Source organism: Streptomyces sp. R44 (genome assembly GCF_041053105.1).
Classification (GTDB): domain Bacteria; phylum Actinomycetota; class Actinomycetes; order Streptomycetales; family Streptomycetaceae; genus Streptomyces.
Genome location: NZ_CP163444.1, coordinates 5,102,557 through 5,121,095 on the forward strand (window position 1 = coordinate 5,102,557; position 18,539 = coordinate 5,121,095).

General features: G+C 70.3%; 21 protein-coding genes. 9 read left to right on the top strand and 12 right to left on the bottom strand.

Translation table 11 applies throughout. The features are described from left to right. Positions 1-13: 13 nt before the first annotated feature. The 4 genes from AB5J54_RS23825 to AB5J54_RS23840 form a co-directional block, all read right to left on the bottom strand. Positions 14-1,261 (bottom strand): tape-measure protein, encoded by a 1,248-nt coding sequence (locus AB5J54_RS23825; RefSeq protein ID WP_369145950.1) that lies wholly within the window; start codon positions 1,259-1,261, stop codon positions 14-16. Then, a complete protein-coding gene (locus AB5J54_RS23830) occupies positions 1,258-2,460 on the bottom strand; it encodes a phage tail protein (RefSeq protein ID WP_369145951.1) in 1,203 nt (400 codons plus the stop codon). Before AB5J54_RS23830 ends, AB5J54_RS23825 begins: the two co-directional genes overlap by 4 nt. 29 nt (positions 2,461-2,489) lie before the next feature. Further along, entirely contained in the window at positions 2,490-3,464 is a 975-nt protein-coding gene (locus tag AB5J54_RS23835; protein WP_369145952.1) for a hypothetical protein, read from the bottom strand. A 93-nt stretch (positions 3,465-3,557) separates the two neighbouring features. Continuing rightward, entirely contained in the window at positions 3,558-3,770 is a 213-nt protein-coding gene (locus AB5J54_RS23840) for a hypothetical protein (RefSeq protein WP_369145953.1), read from the bottom strand. 303 nt (positions 3,771-4,073) lie between these two features. On the opposite strand from AB5J54_RS23840, the gene AB5J54_RS23845 reads away from it, so the two are divergent. Continuing rightward, positions 4,074-4,868, top strand: a complete 795-nt coding sequence (locus AB5J54_RS23845; RefSeq protein ID WP_369145954.1) for a hypothetical protein — start codon at positions 4,074-4,076, stop codon at positions 4,866-4,868. A gap of 31 nt (positions 4,869-4,899) precedes the next feature. Here the strand turns inward: AB5J54_RS23845 and AB5J54_RS23850 are convergent, their stop codons facing one another. The 4 genes from AB5J54_RS23850 to AB5J54_RS23865 all read right to left on the bottom strand — a co-directional run bounded on the left by AB5J54_RS23850 (position 4,900) and on the right by AB5J54_RS23865 (position 6,825). Then, positions 4,900-5,190, bottom strand: a complete 291-nt coding sequence (locus AB5J54_RS23850) for a hypothetical protein (protein WP_369145955.1) — start codon at positions 5,188-5,190, stop codon at positions 4,900-4,902. A gap of 113 nt (positions 5,191-5,303) precedes the next feature. Next, positions 5,304-5,594 (bottom strand): hypothetical protein, encoded by a 291-nt coding sequence (locus AB5J54_RS23855; protein ID WP_369145956.1) that lies wholly within the window; start codon positions 5,592-5,594, stop codon positions 5,304-5,306. Between the two features lie 88 nt (positions 5,595-5,682). Continuing rightward, the gene (locus AB5J54_RS23860) at positions 5,683-6,294 is read right to left on the bottom strand and encodes a hypothetical protein (protein ID WP_030687846.1); all 612 of its coding nucleotides are present in this window, start codon (positions 6,292-6,294) and stop codon (positions 5,683-5,685) included. Between the two features lie 123 nt (positions 6,295-6,417). Beyond that, positions 6,418-6,825 carry a hypothetical protein gene (locus AB5J54_RS23865; RefSeq protein WP_369145957.1) on the bottom strand — a complete coding sequence of 136 codons (408 nt, stop codon included), beginning with the start codon at positions 6,823-6,825 and terminating at the stop codon, positions 6,418-6,420. A gap of 277 nt (positions 6,826-7,102) precedes the next feature. On the opposite strand from AB5J54_RS23865, the gene AB5J54_RS23870 reads away from it, so the two are divergent. Continuing rightward, entirely contained in the window at positions 7,103-7,936 is an 834-nt protein-coding gene (locus AB5J54_RS23870; RefSeq protein ID WP_369145958.1) for a hypothetical protein, read from the top strand. Between the two features lie 53 nt (positions 7,937-7,989). Here AB5J54_RS23870 and AB5J54_RS23875 read toward each other — a convergent pair whose 3' ends face one another. The 3 genes from AB5J54_RS23875 to AB5J54_RS23885 all read right to left on the bottom strand — a co-directional run bounded on the left by AB5J54_RS23875 (position 7,990) and on the right by AB5J54_RS23885 (position 9,228). Next, entirely contained in the window at positions 7,990-8,193 is a 204-nt protein-coding gene (locus AB5J54_RS23875; RefSeq protein WP_030687838.1) for a hypothetical protein, read from the bottom strand. Continuing rightward, positions 8,187-8,891, bottom strand: a complete 705-nt coding sequence (locus tag AB5J54_RS23880; RefSeq protein WP_369149438.1) for a hypothetical protein — start codon at positions 8,889-8,891, stop codon at positions 8,187-8,189. The genes AB5J54_RS23875 and AB5J54_RS23880 overlap by 7 nt, the downstream gene beginning before the upstream one ends. A 61-nt stretch (positions 8,892-8,952) precedes the next feature. Next, positions 8,953-9,228, bottom strand: coding sequence for a WhiB family transcriptional regulator (locus AB5J54_RS23885; protein ID WP_369145959.1), 276 nt, complete (start codon positions 9,226-9,228; stop codon positions 8,953-8,955). Between the two features lie 252 nt (positions 9,229-9,480). On the opposite strand from AB5J54_RS23885, the gene AB5J54_RS23890 reads away from it, so the two are divergent. The 5 genes from AB5J54_RS23890 to tuf all read left to right on the top strand — a co-directional run bounded on the left by AB5J54_RS23890 (position 9,481) and on the right by tuf (position 14,577). Next, positions 9,481-9,933: a helix-turn-helix domain-containing protein gene (locus AB5J54_RS23890; RefSeq protein ID WP_369145960.1), complete on the top strand. Its 453-nt coding sequence runs from the start codon at positions 9,481-9,483 to the stop codon at positions 9,931-9,933. Between the two features lie 283 nt (positions 9,934-10,216). Continuing rightward, a complete protein-coding gene (gene rpsL, locus AB5J54_RS23895) occupies positions 10,217-10,588 on the top strand; it encodes a 30S ribosomal protein S12 (RefSeq protein ID WP_003948652.1) in 372 nt (123 codons plus the stop codon). 2 nt (positions 10,589-10,590) lie between these two features. Then, complete coding sequence (gene rpsG / locus AB5J54_RS23900; protein ID WP_015035567.1) at positions 10,591-11,061, top strand: 30S ribosomal protein S7; 471 nt, start codon at positions 10,591-10,593, stop codon at positions 11,059-11,061. A gap of 39 nt (positions 11,062-11,100) precedes the next feature. Beyond that, a complete protein-coding gene (fusA, locus tag AB5J54_RS23905) occupies positions 11,101-13,230 on the top strand; it encodes an elongation factor G (RefSeq protein ID WP_369145961.1) in 2,130 nt (709 codons plus the stop codon). 153 nt (positions 13,231-13,383) lie between these two features. Next, positions 13,384-14,577 (top strand): elongation factor Tu, encoded by a 1,194-nt coding sequence (tuf, locus tag AB5J54_RS23910; RefSeq protein WP_369145962.1) that lies wholly within the window; start codon positions 13,384-13,386, stop codon positions 14,575-14,577. A 95-nt stretch (positions 14,578-14,672) separates the two neighbouring features. On the opposite strand, the gene AB5J54_RS23915 is transcribed toward tuf, so the two are convergent. Further along, positions 14,673-16,643 carry a PIG-L family deacetylase gene (locus AB5J54_RS23915; RefSeq protein WP_369145963.1) on the bottom strand — a complete coding sequence of 657 codons (1,971 nt, stop codon included), beginning with the start codon at positions 16,641-16,643 and terminating at the stop codon, positions 14,673-14,675. Between the two features lie 198 nt (positions 16,644-16,841). Between AB5J54_RS23915 and AB5J54_RS23920 the strand changes: the two genes are divergently transcribed. Both AB5J54_RS23920 and AB5J54_RS23925 read left to right on the top strand, forming a co-directional pair. Further along, on the top strand, positions 16,842-17,204 hold the full coding sequence (locus tag AB5J54_RS23920) for a YciI family protein (RefSeq protein ID WP_369145964.1): 363 nt from the start codon (positions 16,842-16,844) through the stop codon (positions 17,202-17,204). Further along, entirely contained in the window at positions 17,201-18,442 is a 1,242-nt protein-coding gene (locus AB5J54_RS23925) for an RNA polymerase sigma factor (protein ID WP_369145965.1), read from the top strand. Before AB5J54_RS23920 ends, AB5J54_RS23925 begins: the two co-directional genes overlap by 4 nt. The last annotated feature ends 97 nt before the right edge of the window (positions 18,443-18,539 follow it).

Consider the following 18,539-nt stretch of genomic DNA (forward strand, 5'->3'; position numbering starts at 1 on the left):
AGCGGCGAGGGCATCAGTGATGGGCGGCGAGGAGGAAGAGCAGGTCCTCGGCGGTCGACCGCGGGCCGGCGCCCGGATCCTCGTGGAACTCCGCGATGCGGTGGGGCCGCCGGGGAGCCTCGGTGAGGGCCGGGACGCGCCGCTGTTCGAGGACGGTGAGCGGGTCGATGCGCGGCGCGCTGTCGGCACCGGGGAAGACGACACCGCCCTCGGCGAGCATCGGGATCTTGTCGATGTCGACGCCGAAGTGCTTGCCGAGGAAGTCGAAGCTCAGCTTGTTGAGCCCGTCGATGATCCAGTTGGCGAAGGCGATGAGCCCGTTGATCGGGCCCTTGACGACGCCGAGCACGGCGGTCAGGGCGCCCTTGATCAGCTCGCCCATGCCGTGCAGGGCCTTGCCGACCGCGTCCTTGGCGTGCCGGAAGAAGCCCGGGATCTTGTCGGTGAAGAAGGACAGGAACGGGTGGATCGCGCCCTTGATGCCGCCGATGGTGCGCGAGGCGATGCCGCGCAGGGCGTTGCTGGCGGAGGTGACGGAGGAACCGACGCGGGAGATGCCGCTGATGCCGGAACCGATGAGCTTCAGCGCCGTCTTGAACAGGGTGAGGTAGGCCTTGAAGTAGGTCCCGACGGCCTGGCCGATGAGCTTGATGACCGGCTGGAGGAACGTCCAGACGGACTGGAAGCCCTTCAGCGCCTGCTGCATCACCTGCTTGATGATCTTCTGGCCGGTCTCGCTGTTCACCGCGTACTCGATGAGCCAGGAGATGACCGGCATGAGGATGCCGAGGATGAAGCCGAGCGGGTTGCTGCGCATGGCGAGGTTGACACCGGTCATGGCGACCGAGGCGATGGTCATGACCGTGCCGTAGGTGTCCATGAGCTTGGTGATGGTGTCGGTGATGGGCAGCAGCGGCACCAGGATCGCCAGGACGGCACCGACCGCGGGACCGAACTTCCCCGCGGCGGTACGGACCTTGCCGGCCGCGACGCCGAGCTTCTGGATGCCGGCGGCCGCCTTCGACCGCTGGAACCGGCCGACGGAGGTCGCCGCGCCGGACGCGGTGCTCCCGAGGGTGCGTACGGAGCCCCCGGCCGTCTTCAGGTCGGAGGCGAACCTGGCGACGCCGCCGGCCGCCGACTGGACGTCCTGCTTGAGTCGCTTGAGCGTGCCGCCGGCCGCCTGGGCGCCCTGGCGCAGGGAGGTCATCGCCGGCGTCACGCTCCTGAACGCCGGCATGCGGACGGCGACGGCACTCATCCGCGTGCCTTCGCCAGGTACATCAGCGCGTCCGCCGTGGACTGCGGGTCGCTGTTACGGGCCGCGTGGTAGTGCTCGATGTGCAGCCCGGCACCGCCGCCGTTGCCCCCCTGCAGCTGCGCCGTCATCCGGGCGCGCCGGGCGGTCATGGCGAGCAGCCGGTCCAGCTTGGACAGCGGCAGGACGGCCTCGGCCTCGCCGGCCTCGGCGAGGATCGCCGGGACACCGCCGCTGCGGGGCATGACGACACCACCGGTGGCGAGCATCGGGATGGTCGGGATGTGGACGCCGAAGGTCTTGCCGCCGACGATCGGGACCCAGCCGGGGACGCTGACCTTGACCCCGTTGACCGCGTTGATCATGCGGTTGATCAGGCTGATGACGGCGTTGACCGGGCCGGACACACCGCTCTTGATGCCCTCGAACGCCCGGGACGCGATGTCCTTGAGGCCGTTCCAGATGGAGGACATCTTGTCCTTGACGGCGGTGAAGGCGTTCGGGATCGCGGACTTGATCCAGTTGACCACCGGGGTGATGACGGCCTTGATGCCGTTCCAGACGGCGCCGACGACCGTCTTGATCGCCTTCATGACGGTCGTGATGACCGTCTTCCAGATGTTGACGTAGGTCTTGATGACCGTGGCGACGGCCTTGACGACGGTGGAGATGGCCTTCTTGATGCCGTTCCAGACCGTCTTGATCAGGTCGCCGGCTTTCTTCATGATCGGGCCGACGGCCTTCATGACCGCGCTGATGACGGTCTTGATGCCGTCGAAGGCCTTCTTGAGGATCTTCTGCATCGTCTTCGACTGCATCGCCATCTCGACGATCTTCTCGATGAGAGGCATGAAGAGTTCGATCAGGCGGGCGAGGAAGTTGCCCTTCATGGACTTGTTGAGCTTGTCCTGGCCCTTGGCGGCCTTGCCCGCGCCGGACTCGTACTTGCCCATCTTCTTGCCGGCGGACTCGGCGGTCGTGCCGGCCTTCGCCATGGACTTCTCGGCCTGGTCCGAGGCCGTCTTGAGGTTCTTGAGCTGGGTGTTGGAACCCTGGGCGTTGGTCTTGAGGGTCTTGAGCTGACCGGATGCGGACTTCCCGGCGTCGCCTACCTTCTTGACCGAGGTGCCGGCGCCGGAGGCCTGGGTCTTGAGGTTGCCGAGGGCGGTGGACGCGTTCTTCAGGTTGCTGATGAGAGACATGGGTTACCTCCTTTCGGGGTGGGGCGGGGTCAGTGGCTGGGGGCGGCGCCGCCGCCCATCTCGGCGTTGAGATCGCGGACCGCCTGGGCGAAGTCGCGCATCCTCCCGGAGAGCGTTCCGGTGTGCTGGGCGAGGTCCCTGGCCGCCGTGGCCGCCGGCCCGAGGGTCCCCGCCTTGGGGACGCTGTTCACGTCGAGGCCGTCCATGGCGAGCTTGAGCTTGCCTATGGCATCGGCGAACTTCTTGGTCTTCTTGGGGTCCGAGTTCCGTACGGCGCCGGTGATCTTGCCCATGCCGGAGGAGACCAGGGGCATGCGCTGGTGGTCGACGTCCTTGATGGCGTCGGCGACCTTCTTGACGCCCTCGGCCGCCTTCCGGGCCGCGCTCTCCTTCGGCAGCTTGGCGAAGTCGCGGAGGAAGGCGGGGGCCTTGTCGTTGAACTTCTCCATCTGCGGGATCAGCAGTTCGAGCTGTGCGCGAAGCCCGTCGAAGTTCGCGGTAGGGGGGAGGTCGGCAAGGCTGGTGCCGCCGTTGGCGACGCGTCGCTCGCGGGCCTCGACGTCCGTGCGGCTCTGCCGGGTGATGTTGCCGTCCGCGTCGTAGGCGCGGATGAGGCGGTTGGGGTCGCCCCATTGCTGGAGGGTCCGCTGGATGCTGGTCAGCTTGCCCGTGAGGTAGACGCCGATGCCGCCGACGACGATGGCCGCGAAGGCGCCGGCGCCGGTCGACATCCAGTACTTGAAGGCCGTGCCGAGGCCCTCGCCCTCGTACAGCTTCTCGATGCCGGCGGCGATGCCGTCGAAGCCGGCAGCTTCCCAGTACTCCGAAACCGGGTTCTTGACGATCTCCTTGTGGATCTCCAGGAACTTGTCTTTGAACTCCGGGACGATCAGGTGTTCTTTGAGCCAGTTGGTCGAGGGCAGCCAGCCTCCGTCCACGATCCGTAGTTTGTGGCTGAGGCCGGCGATCTGGATCTGGAGATCCCCGGTCGTTACTTCTGCCATGGTTTGCTCCGCTTCCGGCCGGTGACGGCCAAGCGCCGAAAAGCCCCTGCCGGTCGCGGCAGGGGCTCGTTCGTCTGGGGGCGGCGGGGGCGGCTAGGCGTCGTCGTCCCGGCGGGAGCCGCGGCGCACCGTCGCGAGGGCGTCGTTCCAGCCCGCCGTGTACGCGAGGGTCTCGTACCGGCTGACCTCGGCGTACAGCGTGCCGAGCAACGCTCTCTTGTCGAGGGCGACGGGTCCGTCGAGGAGCTGGCGGAGGCGGTCCTGGAGCGGGATGTGCGGTCGCGATGCCTCGGCCTGCTGAGTCATGGACGCCTGCCTTCCGGTTGCTTGCCCGTGCGTGCGTGGCGGCGCCGCGGAGTGAGGCGGGGGCACCACATGTTCGAACTACTGTGCGAACAGAGTTTGGAACACCTGTTCGGGTTTTGTCGAGCGGGAAACGTCTGACGGCGTGTCTTCTTGCGGGTTCCCCGAGGGGGTTGGTCCTCGAACAGAGCTTGTGTTCGACCGGGGTACTCTGGAAGGCGCGTTCCCCGGACCTGACTCATTCGGGGGGCCGGGGGCGCGAGGGGCGCGTGGGGACCCCAGGGGGTTGGAAGGCAGTGCTGACGCATGGACACGGAGCCGGCAGGTAACCGGCGCGAGCAGGTCATCGACTGGCTCGAATCCCACCCTGACCTGCCCCATCTCTTCGCGCGGCTCGCCGAGCTCGTCCACGTCGCCGGGTACGCCCCGGAGGACCTCGTCGTGCTGCCCCGCGCCGAGGTGGACCGCCGCGAGACCGCCGCGTTCACCGCCGGCTGGGCCGAGGCCGTCTCCGACGAACTTCCCCGCATCCGCAGGGAGTACGAGCGGCGCGTGGCCGACGCCTACGCACAGGGGCAGGGTGACGCGCGTGGAATACGCCGCCCGCAGCGCCGTACGGACGCCCACCACGAGGGCGCCCGCGTCATCCCGCTGCCCTTCGCCCGGCTCATGGAACCGCCGGCCGTGGTGGTCGACGCCGAGGAGCGCGTCCGCCGGGAGCGCGAGCTGTTCGAACAGCGCTCCGAGCCGGAGTACGAGGAGTACGCGCCGGAGCCCGAGTCCGTGCCGACGCCCGTGCCGACGCCCGTGCCCGCGAACGAGCCGGAGCCCGAGCGCACGGCGGAGCCCGAGCCGGAGCCCGAGCCGGAGGTCCGGGCCGGCGCCCAGGAGAGCCGCACCCGCCGGAACCCCCAGCCGGTGCGGAAGGTCGTCCGCGGCAAGGGCGGCCGCCCGATCGTGCCGCCGCTCAGCGGCGTACCCGGCCAGACCGGAGGGACCCCCGAGCGGCGCGGCCGCCGGCTCTCCGAACGGGCCAGGACCCTGGAGGAGGAGCTGGCCGCCGAACGAGCACAGGAAGCGCCCCCGGATCCCGCTTCCTGAGGGGAGCGGGATCCGGGGGCGAAGGCGCACGTCAGCCGAAGAAGCGGGCGAGGGCCGACGGGGAGACGGCCGCGTCCTGTGTCGGCTCGCCGTCCTGCTTCTCCTCGTCCTCGTCCGTGACACCCGGACGGGGAACGGGCTTCGGCGGATCCGGGGTCTCGTCGTCCTCACCGGAGTTGACGCTCTGGAACATCCAGTTGGAGATGGCCAGATGGTCCACCGTGGCGGCGAGGAGATGGTCGGTCAGCGACCACTCCGCCGACTCGCCGTGGATCTCGCGCTGCACCGCGCCGTCCGCCGGAAGGTGCTTGATCATCACCATCAGGCGCCGGCTGGAGAGCTCGCCCCGGTGCCAGTCGAGGAGATCGGTGGCGTAGTAGCGGAGGAGGTCCGCCTCAAGGGCCTCGGCGTGTTCGTCGACGAACTCGACGAGGCTCAGTCTTCCCCCAGGCCGAGCCCGGTCTCCTTGCCGTAGGCCTCCAGGATCGCGGCGATGTCCTGCATCGTGAGGTCGTGCTCCTCGAAGCGGACGTACTGCTCCTCACCCATCAGGAGTTCGAGCAGACCGTCCACGTCGTTGTCGTCGAGCTTCCGCAGCGCCTTCGCGGTCTTGCGGGAGAGCTCGGTGGGAAGCGTGTAGGACTCGCCGTCCAGCTCGAAGGACCAGCTGCGGCCGTGGGCCTCCAGTCGCTGGGCGCGGGCGGCGTTGACGTCGAAACGGGCCATGGTGATGCGTACTCCTTGTTCGATCGAGTGAGGAGGAGAGGGGTGGGGCGGGACGGCGGTGCGCCGTCCCGCCCCGGGTGGAGAAGGATCAGACGGTCGCGGAGTACTGGCTGTCCTTCATGAGGAAGGTCGCCAGCGGCTTGCCGTCGCCCTTCGACATGGCGGTGAAGGTGACACCCAGCTGGGAGGCCGCCTTGCGGGCCAGCTTGATGTCGTCGGTCGCGGTGACCTGGCCGCGCGGGATGATGAAGCGGTACTTCACCGCGGTCGTGCCACCGGCCTTGACGTCGGTGAACTCCAGGCCGAGGGCGCGGACGTCCGCGAACGGACGCTCGGCGATCTCGTACCGGTAGGTGTCGACCGCCGGGGTCGGCTCGGCCTTCACCGCGTCGCCGCCCATGAAGAACGGCAGCGTGTCCTCGTTGAACTGGAGCAGCGAGAACTTCAGCGACAGGTCACGGCTCGAGTAGATGTAGTGGACCGGGGAGACCGACTGCCACGAGTCGATGGCCTCCAGCTTGTCCTTCTTCGAGAACGTGACGCCGTCGCCGGAGGTGAAGCCGAGGTCCTTCCAGCCCGCGCCGGACCAGTCGGCGGCGGAGTCCGTGCCGAAGGTGGCGGGGAGGGAGGTGCCGGCGTCGGCGACGTAGAGCTTGCCGATGCCTGCGACGCGGATCTCAGCGGAGTTGTTTCCGGCCATGGTGGGTTTCTCCTTGGGTTGGGTGAGAAGGCCGCCCCGGGTCGGCTGATCCGGGTACGGCAAAGGCCCCGCCGAATGGCGAGGCCTGGTCTGTGGGTCGCTGGGTGTCCCCGGGCCGGGTGGCTAGAAGACGTTCAGCGAGAGCTGGATGACGCAGAGGTAGCGGTTGGCGCCCCGGTAGAGGTAGTCGGGCATCCAGCGCGGCCCGTCCTGCTCCTCGACGTCGCTGACGAAGGTGGCGCCGAGCTGCTTGCCGATGGTGGCGAGCAGCGCCCGCCGGGCGGCGTTGGCGAGGACGTGGGCCGCGTTCTTGGTCGGCCCGTACACCTCGAACTCGATCAGCGGCTTGTCGACGTGCAGGTCGCCGATCCAGGCGCCGCCGCGGCGGTTCACCAGGACGGCGTTCTGCGTGCCGTCGAAGCCGGCCGGCGCCTGGACGGCGACCGTGACGCCGGCCATCGCCGGGTCGGCCTTGAGGACGTCGACGACCAGCTTCTCGACGTCCGGGAACGCACTCGGGGGAGTGGTCATGACGGTTCTCCTCGGGAGAAGGGGAGGCGGGACGGGCGGTACGGGGGCCGCCCGGGGCGCTCGACGCGGGGGAGGGGCGGGGGCGCGGAGCGCTCCCGGACGGCGTACGGCGGAGACTGCGGCCCGTCTCGCGGGCACAGCTCCGCCGCTGCACCAACTGTGACAGGGAGCGTGCGCGCACGCAACTAGTTCTGGATGCGATGTGCTCGTGACCCTGCGGGCGGGCGGCTGTACGGGCCCCCGATAGGTTGAACGGCCCCGACCCAGGAGCCGCCCCGTGTCCGCCCGCCCCCGCCTGCTCTACGTGACCGACCTCGCCTACCCGGCCCGGGGCCGCCGCTACTGCGACGAGGACATCCACCTCACCGCCCGGCTCCGCGAGAACTTCGACCTGGCGCTCTGCCACCCGCTCGACGCCGCCGCCCTCATGGACGCCTTCGACGCCGTCGTCGTCCGCAACAGCGGCCCGGTCCTCGGCTACCAGAAGGAGTACGAGGCCTTCCGCACGCAGGCCCTGGCCCGCGGAACCCGCGTCTACAACCCGCTCCACGGCCGCGGCGACATGGCCGGCAAGCAGTACCTCCTCGACCTCACCGCCGCCGGCCACCCCGTCATCCCCACCGCCGACCGGCCCGAGGACCTCCACCGCCTGCCCGAGGCCGAGCGGTACGCGGTCAAGCCCAAGGCCGGCGCCGACTCCATAGGGCTGCGTTTCGTCCGGTACGAAGACCTCACAGAGCTCGCCGGTCTCGCCTACGGCGACGTGCTGGTCCAGCCGCGCGTCGACTTCCGGTACGAGGTCTCCTTCTACTTCGTCGACGACCTCTTCCAGTACGCCCTGTACGCCCCCGACCCCGAGCGCCGCTGGGTCCTGGAGCCGTACGAACCGACCGCCGACGACCTCGCCTTCGCCCGCCGCTTCATCGACTGGAACACCCTCGACCACGGCATCCAGCGCGTCGACGCCTGCCGCGCCCCCGGCGGCGAGCTGCTCCTCGTCGAGCTGGAGGACCTCAACCCGTACCTCTCCCTCGACCGCGTGCCCGAGGAGACCCGCGAGCGCTTCGCCACGGTCCTCGCCGACTCGCTCCGCCGCTTCCTGGCGGCATGACGAAGCGCCCCGGGTCCGGAAGACCGGACTCGGGGCGCTGCGGTGACGGGCGGTCAGGCGGTACGGGGGCGGCGGCGGGCCAGCCGCTCGGCCGCGAAGACGTCCTCCAGGCGGAAGAGCTGCGCGCGGCCCGCCCGGCCCGCGGCCCGCAGATGGCCCAGCTGGACCCACTTGCGGATCGTCGCGGGCGCCACCCCCGCCTCCTCGGCCGCCAGCGGGCCGGGGACCAGGGTGGGCAGTGCGGGCGAGCTCAGCATGAGGTCTCCTTCGGGTCGTCCATCGCCGCCTCGATCTCCTCGGTACGGGTCCCCGACGCCTCCGACAGCTCCTCCCACCGCTCCTCCGGCCACAGGTGCCGGTAGGCGGGGTCGTCCTGGCAGCCGCACACCTCGTCCGTGCAGACACAGGCCGGGTTCACGCACAGCACCGCGCGCCGGTCGGGGAACGCCCGCAGCGACACCGAGTCGCACCAGGGGCAGCGGCCCGAGACCCGCACGATCGTCTCCGAGTCGCCGAGCGTCCTCGCGCAGCGCCGGGCCATCCTGCGGATCTCGTCCCGCACGTGCCGGGCCAGGTCCGGGTGGGCCGCGATCGGGTCGAGCAGGCCCACGAGGCGCCGGAGCCGGTCGATCACGCCGGCGCGGGGCGGACGGGGGAGCGTGAGCCGGGCGCACACCGCCTCCTCCAGCTCCACCACCCCGTCGGTGATGTCGCGGATGGCGTCGGAGACGTGCAGCCGGATCGGGGCGGCCCCGTGGCCGGGGACGGCGAGCCCGTGCCGCTGCTGGAGCAGCAGCGCCTCCCGGCGCTCCTCGCGGATCAGCTCGTCACGGCCGGCCGGGGAGGGGGCGGGCGCGGTGCCGGCGGGCCCGCGCCGGCCGGGCGCGAGCTCCTCGGCGAGCTCGGGGAACTGTCGTACGAGGGAGGCGGTCCAGAGCGCGATGTCCCGCAGCACGAGCGCGACGGCGGGGTCCGTGGGGGAGACCTCGCCGGCCGGGCGCGCGGGCGTGGTGTCGTCAGTCACGGCGGCCGCTTCCCGTCTTCGCGAGGGCCTTGGCCACGCGGTGGGCGTCCGCCGGGCGGCCGTTGCGCCAGAGGCGGCCCGCGCAGACACCGTCGAAGTAGCTCTCGGCCGGGGCCACCGCCGTCTCGCACTCGTTCCGCACGGGGCAGGAGGCGCAGGCCCGCAGGGCCGGGGCCGCCTCCTTGGCGCGGCGGGCGAAGACGACGGACGGGGAGAGGCCGGCGCACGCGGCGGAGGCCTGCCAGGGGGACGGGTCGGGATGGAACAAGGGGTTCTCCACGGTCCGGGGCCCGCCCGGGCCGACCACGGGGCCGGTGGGGCGCCTGGGGCTCAGGGGGCCGACGAGTGCGGCGGCGAGCCAGACTTACACGTTGCGTGCGAGCGCGCAACAAAAATCCGAAGGGCCGTGGACCCCTCTTCACCGATTCGACACGATTGCGTGCCCGAAAGCACGTAATTCCGTGCGCGCAAGCACGCTAAGGTATGGGATCCGGAGGGTGGGGAGCGAGGAGCGGTACACATGAGCACTCAAGGGCTCGACGAATTCGCAGGCTGGGTCGAAGGCCTGATGAGACAGCGCGGCTACGACATCGACAGCCCGCGCGGCGGCGGCAAGTCCCGGATCGCGGACGAGGCCGGTGTCCACCGCGCGGCCGTCACGCGCCTGCTGCAGCGGCAGAGCATGCCCGACCTGGAGACCATGCGCCGGATCGCCCCGCTGCTCGGCGTCTCGGTCCGCGACATGCTCATCCGGTCCGGTCGCGTGACCCCCGAGGAACTCCCGATGGCGGCGGACCTGCTGCCGCCGAGCGACTGGCAGCCCTCGATGGAGGACTTCGCCCGCTGGCTGGGCGTGCCCGACGAGCGGATGGGCGTCTTCGTCAAGGTCGTGAACCAGTTCCTGGAGCCCGACGTCGACACCGGCGCCGCCGCCGGCGAGGCCGCCGAGCCCCGCCGCACGGCCCGGGACTGACCGGGCGCGCTCCCGCCCCCGGTCCGCTCCGGCCGGGGGCGGGAGCGCGTGGGCATTTGTTTTGACCGGAGTCCATGCGATAGGTACGCTCATGCCTTGTGCCTGGGGTGTGCCTGGGCTCCCGTGCGTGTCCTCAACCGCACGGCGAGTCATATATCGGCCACCGTGATCCGCGCCTTTTCCGCCCCGTGCGGAGGTCCGCGAGATTCGACACACCCGACCGCGTGGGTCGGCGAATGTTCCAGGTTAGTTTTACCGACGGCACACAGAAACCGGAGAAGTAGTGCCTACGATCCAGCAGCTGGTCCGTAAGGGCCGGCAGGACAAGGTCGAGAAGAACAAGACGCCCGCACTCGAGGGTTCCCCTCAGCGTCGCGGCGTCTGCACGCGTGTGTTCACGACCACCCCGAAGAAGCCGAACTCGGCCCTCCGTAAGGTCGCGCGTGTGCGTCTGACCTCGGGCATCGAGGTCACGGCCTACATCCCGGGTGAGGGTCACAACCTGCAGGAGCACTCCATCGTGCTCGTGCGCGGTGGCCGTGTGAAGGACCTGCCGGGTGTTCGCTACAAGATCATCCGCGGTTCCCTCGACACGCAGGGCGTCAAGAACCGTAAGCAGGCTCGCAGCCGCTACGGCGCCAAGAAGGAGAAGTAAGAATGCCTCGTAAGGGCCCCGCCCCGAAGCGCCCGGTCATCATCGACCCGGTCTACAGCTCTCCTCTTGTCACCTCGCTGATCAACAAGATCCTGCTGGACGGCAAGCGTTCCACCGCCGAGCGCATCGTGTACGGCGCCATGGAGGGTCTTCGTGAGAAGACCGGCCAGGACCCGGTCATCACGCTGAAGCGCGCTCTCGAGAACGTCAAGCCGGCCCTCGAGGTCAAGTCCCGCCGTGTCGGTGGCGCCACCTACCAGGTGCCGATCGAGGTCAAGCCGGGCCGCGCGTCCACGCTGGCCCTCCGCTGGCTCGTCGGTTACTCCCGCGCCCGTCGCGAGAAGACCATGACCGAGCGCCTCATGAACGAGCTCCTGGACGCCTCCAACGGTCTCGGCGCTGCGGTCAAGAAGCGTGAGGACACGCACAAGATGGCCGAGTCCAACAAGGCCTTCGCGCACTACCGCTGGTAGTCGCAACCCACATCGAGACCGAGAGAAGACTGAGCCGATATGGCTACCACTTCGCTTGACCTGGCCAAGGTGCGCAACATCGGCATCATGGCCCACATCGACGCGGGCAAGACGACCACCACCGAGCGGATCCTGTTCTACACCGGTGTCTCGTACAAGATCGGTGAAGTCCACGACGGCGCTGCCACGATGGACTGGATGGAGCAGGAGCAGGAGCGCGGCATCACGATCACGTCTGCCGCGACGACCTGCCACTGGCCGCTCGAGAATGTCGATCACACGATCAACATCATCGACACGCCGGGTCACGTCGACTTCACCGTCGAGGTGGAGCGTTCGCTGCGCGTGCTCGACGGTGCTGTCACCGTGTTCGACGGTGTGGCCGGTGTCGAGCCCCAGTCCGAGACTGTCTGGCGTCAGGCGGACCGCTACGGCGTGCCGCGCATCTGCTTCGTCAACAAGCTCGACCGCACGGGCGCCGAGTTCCTCCGCTGCGTCGACATGATCGTGGACCGCCTCGGCGCCGTCCCGATCGTCATGCAGCTCCCGATCGGCGCCGAGATGGACTTCCAGGGCGTCATCGACCTGGTCCGCATGAAGGCGCTTGTCTGGTCCGCCGAGGCCAGCAAGGGTGAGATGTACGACGTCGTCGACATCCCGGCGGACAAGCTCGAGCAGGCCGAGGAGTACCGCGCCAAGCTCGTCGAGACCGTCGCGGAGAACGACGAGGAGCTCATGGAGCTCTTCCTCGAGGGCGTCGAGCCCACCGAGGAGCAGCTCTACGCTGCCGTCCGCCGCATCACCATCGCGTCCGGCAAGGGCAACGGCGAGAAGACGGTCACCCCCGTCTTCTGCGGCACCGCGTTCAAGAACAAGGGCGTTCAGCCCCTGCTCGACGCTGTCGTCCGTTACCTCCCCTCGCCCCTGGACGTCGAGGCCATCGAGGGCCACGACGTCAAGGACGCCGAGGTCGTCGTGAAGCGCAAGCCGTCCGACGACGAGCCGCTGTCGGCCCTCGCGTTCAAGATCGCGAGCGACCCGCACCTCGGCAAGCTCACCTTCGTCCGGATCTACTCCGGTCGCCTGGAGGCCGGCACCGCGGTGCTGAACTCCGTCAAGGGCAAGAAGGAGCGCATCGGCAAGATCTACCGCATGCACGCGAACAAGCGTGAGGAGATCGACTCGGTGGGCGCCGGCGACATCGTCGCCGTCATGGGCCTCAAGCAGACCACCACCGGTGAGACGCTGTGCGACGAGAAGAACCCGGTCATCCTGGAGTCCATGGACTTCCCGGCCCCGGTCATCCAGGTCGCCATCGAGCCCAAGTCCAAGGGTGACCAGGAGAAGCTGGGTGTCGCCATCCAGCGTCTCGCGGAGGAGGACCCCTCCTTCCAGGTCCACTCGGACGAGGAGACCGGCCAGACCATCATCGGTGGTATGGGCGAGCTTCACCTCGACATCCTCGTCGACCGCATGCGTCGCGAGTTCAAGGTCGAGGCGAACGTCGGCAAGCCGCAGGTCGCGTACCGCGAGACGATCCGCAAGGCCGTCGAGCGCGTGGACTTCACCCACAAGAAGCAGACCGGTGGTACCGGTCAGTTCGCCAAGGTGCAGATCGCGATCGAGCCCATCGAGGGTGGCGACGCCTCCTACGAGTTCGTGAACAAGGTCACCGGTGGCCGCATCCCGAAGGAGTACATCCCTTCGGTCGACGCGGGTGCGCAGGAGGCCATGCAGTTCGGCATCCTGGCCGGCTACGAGATGACTGGCGTCCGCGTCATCCTTCTCGACGGTGCCTACCACGAGGTCGACTCCTCCGAGCTCGCGTTCAAGATCGCCGGTTCGCAGGCCTTCAAGGAGGCCGCGCGCAAGGCTTCTCCCGTCATTCTCGAGCCCATGATGGCCGTTGAGGTCGTCACGCCCGAGGACTACATGGGCGAGGTCATCGGTGACATCAACTCCCGCCGTGGCCAGATCCAGGCCATGGAGGAGCGCAGCGGCGCCCGCGTCGTGAAGGGCCTCGTGCCGCTCTCGGAGATGTTCGGCTACGTCGGAGACCTCCGCAGCAAGACCTCGGGTCGCGCAAGCTACTCGATGCAGTTCGACTCCTACGCCGAGGTTCCGCGGAACGTCGCCGAGGAGATCATCGCGAAGGCCAAGGGCGAGTAACTCTCCCGAGTTCACGCTTTAGGCTTGACACCAGTCGCCGGGGCTCAGCCCCCCGAAACCCGAGGGATCGGGCCCCGGTTTACTGGCATCCCAGCAAAGATCACCTGGCGCCGATGAAGCAAGGCGTACAGAACCACTCCACAGGAGGAACCAGTGGCGAAGGCGAAGTTCGAGCGGACTAAGCCGCACGTCAACATCGGCACCATCGGTCACATCGACCACGGTAAGACGACCCTCACGGCCGCCATTACCAAGGTGCTGCACGACGCGTACCCGGACCTGAACGAGGCCTCGGCCTTCGACCAGATCGACAAGGCTCCCGAGGAGCGCCAGCGCGGTATCACCATCTCGATCGCGCACGTCGAGTACCAGACGGAGTCGCGTCACTACGCGCACGTCGACTGCCCCGGTCACGCTGACTACATCAAGAACATGATCACGGGTGCCGCGCAGATGGACGGCGCCATCCTCGTGGTCGCCGCCACCGACGGCCCGATGCCGCAGACCAAGGAGCACGTCCTCCTTGCTCGCCAGGTCGGCGTTCCGTACATCGTCGTCGCCCTGAACAAGGCCGACATGGTGGACGACGAGGAGATCCTGGAGCTCGTCGAGCTCGAGGTCCGTGAGCTCCTCTCCGAGTACGAGTTCCCGGGCGACGACCTGCCGGTCGTCCGTGTCTCGGCGCTCAAGGCGCTCGAGGGCGACAAGGAGTGGGGCGAGAAGCTTCTCGGCCTCATGCACGCCGTCGACGAGTCGATCCCGCAGCCCGAGCGTGACGTCGACAAGCCGTTCCTGATGCCGATCGAGGACGTCTTCACGATCACCGGTCGTGGCACCGTCGTCACCGGTCGTATCGAGCGTGGTGTCCTCAAGGTCAACGAGACCGTCGACATCATCGGCATCAAGACCGAGAAGACCACCACCACGGTCACCGGCATCGAGATGTTCCGCAAGCTGCTCGACGAGGGCCAGGCCGGTGAGAACGTCGGTCTGCTCCTCCGTGGCATCAAGCGCGAGGACGTCGAGCGCGGCCAGGTCATCATCAAGCCGGGTTCGGTCACGCCGCACACGAACTTCGAGGCCCAGGCCTACATCCTGTCGAAGGACGAGGGTGGCCGTCACACCCCGTTCTTCAACAACTACCGCCCGCAGTTCTACTTCCGTACCACGGACGTGACCGGCGTCGTGACCCTCCCCGAGGGCACCGAGATGGTCATGCCGGGCGACAACACCGCCATGTCCGTCGAGCTGATCCAGCCCGTCGCCATGGAGGAGGGCCTCAAGTTCGCCATCCGTGAGGGTGGCCGGACCGTCGGCGCCGGCCAGGTCGTCAAGATCACTGCCTGATCTTGAACTGACCTGGTAGCTCCTACGAGCTGCTGAGCAGTGAGGGAAGGCCCCGCACCGAAAGGTGCGGGGCCTTCTCGCGTTCCCGGGCGGCGCTACGGCCGCCAGCTCCACGGGTGGCCGTCCGCACCCAGGCCCACCACGGTCACCCCGCGCGCGCCCAGGTGGAGCGCGGCCGGCCCCTTCCCGGTACGGGTACGGAGCCGGCCGCCGGCCCTGAACACCGTCCGGCCCTTCCCGTCCGTGCCGAGGAGCACGGTCCCGTGCGCCGGGGACCGCGCGGCGACCACGTCCCCGTACCCGTCGAGGCCGGCGTCTCCCGCCGGGCCGGTCAGCCGCGCGGCCGCGGGCGCCCGGAACCAGAGCTCGCCGGCCGCGCTCGCCACCGCGGACCCGGAGAGCGGCAGCCGCGCGGACCGCGGCACCCCGTCCAGCCAGTGCCGTACGGACTCCCGCCCCGCCGCGTACACATGCACCCGGCCGGCCGGGTCCGTCGACACCGCCAGGCCGTCCTGGACCTCCGCGTCGCCGGGGAGCGGCCGCCACGGGGACCAGGAGCCGTCACCCGCACGCACGCGCGTGGAGACGCCCTTGTCCGCGTTCCGTACGAAGAGGTGGACCCGGCCGTCGGGGGCCGTCACCGCCACCGGGGCGCCGATCCGGCGGCCCAGGTCGTCCGAGCGCTCCGGATTCCCCAGGCCCCGCCAGGCCAGGAAGCCGCCGCCGGGGGAGCGCTGCTCCAGGAGCACCACCTCGCGCCGGTTGGCCCCGCCGTGCCCGTCGAGCGCGGCGAACCGCACGCCGAGCAGCAGCACCCGGCCGTCGGGGAGGACCGCCGAGCCGAGCGCCGGCGCGAGCGGGCCGCCGCCCAGGTCCACCGGCTCGCCCCAGACGCCGGGCGCCGACTCCCGCCAGCGGACCGCGCGCAGCCCGAGCACCCCGTACGCGGCGAGCCGGCCGTCCGGCTCCTCGGCGAGCGCCGGGGCGGCGCCGGGCCAGCGGTGGTGGGTGGAGCGGACCCAGCCCTTGCGGTTGGTCAGCGGCCGGTCGCCGCCGACGCCGTAGTCGCCGCAGCCCGAGGGGTTCCCGCACTGCCAGGAGGGGGCCCCGCCGTACGGGACGAGCCGGGCCGCCTTCTCCGCGAGCACCGCCGGGGGGAGGTTCTTGGGCCAGTGCCGGTTGTAGTAGCCGCGGAAGGCGGTGGTCGTGAAGGCCGGTATGGGTTCGCCGTCCCGTACGGCGTCGGTGACCCAGCGGCACAGCGCGGCCCAGGTGAAGGAGGCGACCGCCGTGTGGTCCCCGTGGTCCGAGTAGCCCGGCTGCTCGGAGTCCCGCTGCCGGGTGGCCTCCGGGCTCCGCTGGATGTCGGGGTCCGGGTCCAGGGTGTGCACGACCGTGGGCCGGTAGCGGCGGAGCAGCCCCACGAGGACGTCGACCAGCCGGTCGTAGTCGTAGGTGTCGGCGCGGGTGACGGGGGAGCCGGCCGACAGATGGGTGCGCAGCTCCAGGGCCCGGTCCTGCCAGAGCGCGGGCACGGCCATGTAGCGGCGGGCGGTGTGCATCGGCAGGTTGAGGAAGACGAGTTCGATCCTGCGGGTGCCGTGCGCGAGGGTGTCGATCTCGGCCCGCCGGCCGCCGGGGAGCGTCAGGACCTCCCGCCGCCACGGCGTGAAGGCCGGGAGGCCGAGCGCCACCGCGTACGACTGGCGCAGGCCCTGGTGGCGGGCGGAGGAGTAGGCCGCCCGGTCCGGGGGAGTCTCGGGCATCCCCGCGATCCGGTTCCGGCCGGTGTGCTCGCCCGCCGTCACATACACGGAGACGAGCGGGACGCCCGCGTCGAGCAGCCGCTGGGTGTCCGGGTTCATGAAGTACAGGTCGTCGTCCGGATGCGCCGAGAACTGCAGGAGCAGCGCCCGCCGGGCCCGCGCCGGGTCGATCGGCTTGCCCGGCGCCGGATCGGCGGTCGGCGCTGTCCGGCGCGGCTCCGGTACGGAACACCCGGCGGCGGCCGCGGTGACCGCGAGGGCGGCGGCGAGGACCGTCCGCCGACGGGGTGGAGTGTGCACGACAGGGCCTTTCGCTCAATCGGTCCACTGGAAGACGGATTTGCGAGTGAGCCGGTTGTGCGCCGGGCGGGGCCGCCGGGAAGATCGCCGGAAAAGATCTCCGAAATCGTGCGGCCGGATGTCGAGAGGCCGATCCTGGTTCCGACCGAAGGGTGACAGCGCGCCACCGGGGCGGGCGGGACGGGGAGGACACCCGAGATGAAGTACGTCGCGATGATCTACGGCAACCAGGCCAAGTGGGACTCCTTCCCGGCCGAGGCCTGGCCCGAGGCGATCGCCCGGCAGGAGGCCTTCAACCGCAGGTACCGGGAGAGCGGCGAGCTGATCGGCGCGTACGGCCTCGCCGACGCGGCCGCCGCCCAGCTCGTCCGGCGCGAGGGCGGGGTCCCCGCGGTCACCGACGGCCCGTACCTGGAGACCAAGGAGTACCTGGCCAGCTTCTACCTGCTCGACTGCGACAGCCTGGAGCGCGCCCAGGAGATCGCCGCGGACATGCCCTTCGCGGACGTCGACCCCGTCGAGCTCTGGCCGGTCCTGCACGAGTCCGCGGCGGACGTGTGAGCGGCACGCACGACATCGAGGACCTGCTGCGCGCCTGCGCGCCGCAGGTCCTCGGCACGCTCGTCCGCCGGTTCGGCGACTTCGACCTCTGCGAGGACGCCGTCCAGGAGGCCCTGATCGCCGCCGCGCGACAGTGGCCGCAGGAGGGGGTCCCCGAGCACGCGCGCGCGTGGCTGCTGACCGTCGCCCACCGCAAGTACGTCGACCAGGTGCGCAGCGAGGCCGCGCGCCGGCGCCGTGAGGACGCCGTCGCGCTCGCCACCCCGGACTCCGCGCTCCTCGCGCACGCCGCCGACGACACTCCGGCCGGCGACCGGGACGACTCCCTGTCGCTGCTCTTCCTCTGCTGTCACCCGGACCTGTCGCCGCCCAGCCGGATCGCGCTCACCCTGCGCGCCGTCGGCGGCCTCACCACCGCGCAGATCGCCGCCGCCTTCCTCGTGCCCGAGCCGACCATGGCGCAGCGGATCAGCCGGGCCAAGCAGGCGATCAAGGACGGCGGCCTGTCCCTCGTACCGCCCGAGGGCGAGGACCGCACCGCCCGCCTCGCCGAGGTGCGGCACGTGCTGTACCTGGTCTTCAACGAGGGCTACACGGCCAGCGGCGGCGACGAGCTCACCGCGCCCGAGCTCTCCACCGAGGCGATCCGGCTCGCCCGGATGCTGCACCGGCTCGTCCCCGAGGACACCGAGACGGCGGGCCTGCTCGCGCTGATGCTGCTCACCGACGCCCGCCGCACGGCCCGCACGGGCCCGCACGGGGAACTCGTACCGCTCGCGGAGCAGGACCGGGGGAGCTGGGACGGCGCTCTGATCGCCGAGGGCGTGGAGCTGATCAGCCGCACCCTGCCGCAGGGCCGGGTCGGCCCGTACCAACTCCAGGCGGCGATCGCGGCGGTGCACGACGAGGCCGCCTCCGCCGAGGCCACGGACTGGCCGCAGATCCTCGCCCTGTACGAGCTCCTGGAGCGGACCGGGCCGAATCCGATGGTCACCCTCAACCGCGCGGTCGCCGTCGCCATGGTGCACGGCCCGCGGGCCGGCCTCGATCTGCTGGACGGCCTGGCGGAGGACCGGCGGCTCGCCAGGAACCACCGCCTCCTCGCGACCCGCGCGCACCTGCTCGAACTCCTCGGCGACGGGGAGGGGGCGGCCGCGGCCTACCGCGAGGCGGCCCGCCACACCACCAGCGCGCCCGAGCGGCGGCATCTGACGGAGCGGGCCCGGCGCCTGGGCTGACCGTCCGGAGGACGGGGGAGAGGGCGCGCGCGGCGGGCGCATGCGCCCGCGCGCATGGGTCTACGTGACGTGGGGTACAGTCTTCGCCCCCGATTGG

Coding starts and splice junctions, on each gene's coding strand:
- AB5J54_RS23825 (WP_369145950.1), bottom strand. CDS start 1,261: ATGAGTGCCGTCGCCGTCCGCATGCCGGCGTTCAGGAGCGTGACGCCG.
- AB5J54_RS23830 (WP_369145951.1), bottom strand. CDS start 2,460: ATGTCTCTCATCAGCAACCTGAAGAACGCGTCCACCGCCCTCGGCAAC.
- AB5J54_RS23835 (WP_369145952.1), bottom strand. CDS start 3,464: ATGGCAGAAGTAACGACCGGGGATCTCCAGATCCAGATCGCCGGCCTC.
- AB5J54_RS23840 (WP_369145953.1), bottom strand. CDS start 3,770: ATGACTCAGCAGGCCGAGGCATCGCGACCGCACATCCCGCTCCAGGAC.
- AB5J54_RS23845 (WP_369145954.1), top strand. CDS start 4,074: ATGGACACGGAGCCGGCAGGTAACCGGCGCGAGCAGGTCATCGACTGG.
- AB5J54_RS23850 (WP_369145955.1), bottom strand. CDS start 5,190: ATGGTGATGATCAAGCACCTTCCGGCGGACGGCGCGGTGCAGCGCGAG.
- AB5J54_RS23855 (WP_369145956.1), bottom strand. CDS start 5,594: ATGGCCCGTTTCGACGTCAACGCCGCCCGCGCCCAGCGACTGGAGGCC.
- AB5J54_RS23860 (WP_030687846.1), bottom strand. CDS start 6,294: ATGGCCGGAAACAACTCCGCTGAGATCCGCGTCGCAGGCATCGGCAAG.
- AB5J54_RS23865 (WP_369145957.1), bottom strand. CDS start 6,825: ATGACCACTCCCCCGAGTGCGTTCCCGGACGTCGAGAAGCTGGTCGTC.
- AB5J54_RS23875 (WP_030687838.1), bottom strand. CDS start 8,193: ATGCTGAGCTCGCCCGCACTGCCCACCCTGGTCCCCGGCCCGCTGGCG.
- AB5J54_RS23890 (WP_369145960.1), top strand. CDS start 9,481: ATGAGCACTCAAGGGCTCGACGAATTCGCAGGCTGGGTCGAAGGCCTG.
- rpsG (WP_015035567.1), top strand. CDS start 10,591: ATGCCTCGTAAGGGCCCCGCCCCGAAGCGCCCGGTCATCATCGACCCG.
- fusA (WP_369145961.1), top strand. CDS start 11,101: ATGGCTACCACTTCGCTTGACCTGGCCAAGGTGCGCAACATCGGCATC.
- AB5J54_RS23920 (WP_369145964.1), top strand. CDS start 16,842: ATGAAGTACGTCGCGATGATCTACGGCAACCAGGCCAAGTGGGACTCC.